Here is a 1989-nt window from a genome sequence, read left to right as displayed (position 1 = left end):
TAGTTTAGGCAGTCGGTCGAAGTCGAAGGTTTCGAGCGTCTTGCCCATCGCAAAGCCGGCGCGGGCAAGACGCGCGCCAAGCTTCTTCTGCGCACGTCGTGCGACTTCGTCATGCAGCAGCATGGCAAGAAACTCGGTGTAGGCGAGTTGCCCATCGATGGCCTCCCGATTGCGCTGTTCGAGGGAGTCCAGGATGCCAGACAGTCGCAACTGCCTGAGGATGGTATTCAGTTCGGGACTTGGATTCATGGCGTTCAATGCAGTAGAAAGGACTGGAGATCGCGGCCGAAGCGGCCACCGTTCACGTAGGTGTCGGCCGGTTCCGTCGCCTTTGCCGTCGCTGCTGGCTGGCCGTCCAGTCCCTTGTCGAGAATGACCTTGACGGTGCGATACTTCGGGCTGGAGAACGTGAGTGCACGCTCGCAGGCGGCGTTCAGGCGGGCGTCGCCATGCTTCTCGCGTAGACGGACGAGACCCTGCGCGCCGCGCAGGTTCACGAGCACCTTGTCGTTGAACATCGCGAGGATCACTGCAAGGCAGGCTGGCCCAATCTCTCTAGCTTGGGCCAGACACCACTGCGGATCGTGCTCAAGCCACGCCTGCGCCTCGGGCGGCTGGTGATCCCGCACCGTATGCCGATCACCAGGCTTGCGTAGTCGCGGATGCGTCGCAACGAGTTCATGCCGGTGGAACGCCTGTACCACGGTATCGGTGACCTTCAACCACAGCTGCTTGCCAACAAGCGTGAACGGCACCGAGTACAGCGCGTTCTTGTAGACGATGTGGCCGTCCGTATGCACCTTGACCTCGCTCCACACGGCCAGCACCGGCGGCACGTCAGGCAGGCGTGCAAGCAGCGGGCGTTCGATGGCAAAGCGCGCAAGCGGCAGGTCGCGGGTCGTGCCGTGCACGCGAGTGCCGGCCTGCTGCGTGACCCAGTCGCGCAATTGCCGGTTCGCATCGGCCAGATCCCCGAACTCGCGTAGCGGTACGAAAGGTTTTTTTACGTATTTGACTCCAGATTCAACAATTCCTTTTTTAGCAGGGTCGTGCGGCGGACATGCGTCGATCCGGAATCCATATCCCTCAGCAAGCGCGGCATAGGAGCGCTGGACTGCAGGCTCATATCGGCACGCCGACGATCGCGCACTTCGCGTTATCGATGATGACCCGGCCGGGACAGCCGCCGAACCATTCGAAGGCGCGCCGATGGCAGGCCAGCCACGTCTCTACCGTCTGGTCGAGCACGATCTCGGCGTACTGGTGACGCGACCAGCAAAGCGTCATCACAAAGATCCACGTCTTGAGCGGAAGGCCGGATTCATGTGTGAGCACTGGGCCGGCGCCGAAGTCGACTTGTGCCGCGTCCGACGGAGGAAACTCTAGGATCGTCGTCGTGGTCCCCGGCTTGCGCTCGGCACCCAGACGACGCAGCATGCGCTTCACGGCGTCATAGCTGCCCGTGTAGCCGTGATTGCGCTGAAGGGCGGCGTGGATGGTGGTGCCCTGGACGCCCGCAGCCGACCAGTCGCGGATCTGTTCACGGAACGGCTCGGCCGTCGACACGCAGGTGTGCGGCAAGTGCGGCGAGCGTCCGAAAACGCCAGCGATCGTGGCGTCATCCGGCAACGGCTGTGTCGGATCCAGCCATCCGAGCCCCTCGGCTTCCCGGCGCACGGTCGTCAACTTCTTGCGTCCCATCAAGCCGCCGCGCGCGATGTCGCGGTCGGAATCGCCCTGCCGCATGCGGACAAGGACTTGGCGGTACTCGAACAATTCGAACCTCCGATTGGCCATGGACGCCCCGTTCAAATAGAACGGAGGGTACCGACTTGGAAAGTTCGAATCGCGTTCTCGCCCCGATGCTGCTGGCTCCTATGCGCCGCCCCTCGAGTGGCTCCAATACGCCGCACTTGCGGTGGCGCCATTACGCCGCCCATCAGGTGGCGCCTTTACGCCGCCCTCAGAATGGCTCCATAGTGCCGCCCC

1 protein-coding gene and 1 pseudogene are annotated in these 1989 nt (G+C 63.1%); both read right to left on the bottom strand.

Annotated elements, in window-relative coordinates:
* A partial coding sequence (locus AWB75_RS36300; protein ID WP_235012442.1) for an ATP-binding protein occupies positions 1–249 on the bottom strand: 249 nt, incomplete at its 3' end.
* 5 nt (positions 250–254) lie between these two features.
* Positions 255–1776, bottom strand: a pseudogene (gene istA, locus AWB75_RS36295) (IS21 family transposase).
* Positions 1777–1989: the final 213 nt, after the last annotated feature.

This window comes from Caballeronia catudaia (assembly GCF_001544755.2).
GTDB classification, from domain to species: domain Bacteria; phylum Pseudomonadota; class Gammaproteobacteria; order Burkholderiales; family Burkholderiaceae; genus Caballeronia; species Caballeronia catudaia.
This window is presented reverse-complemented; position numbering and strand designations above follow the sequence as displayed.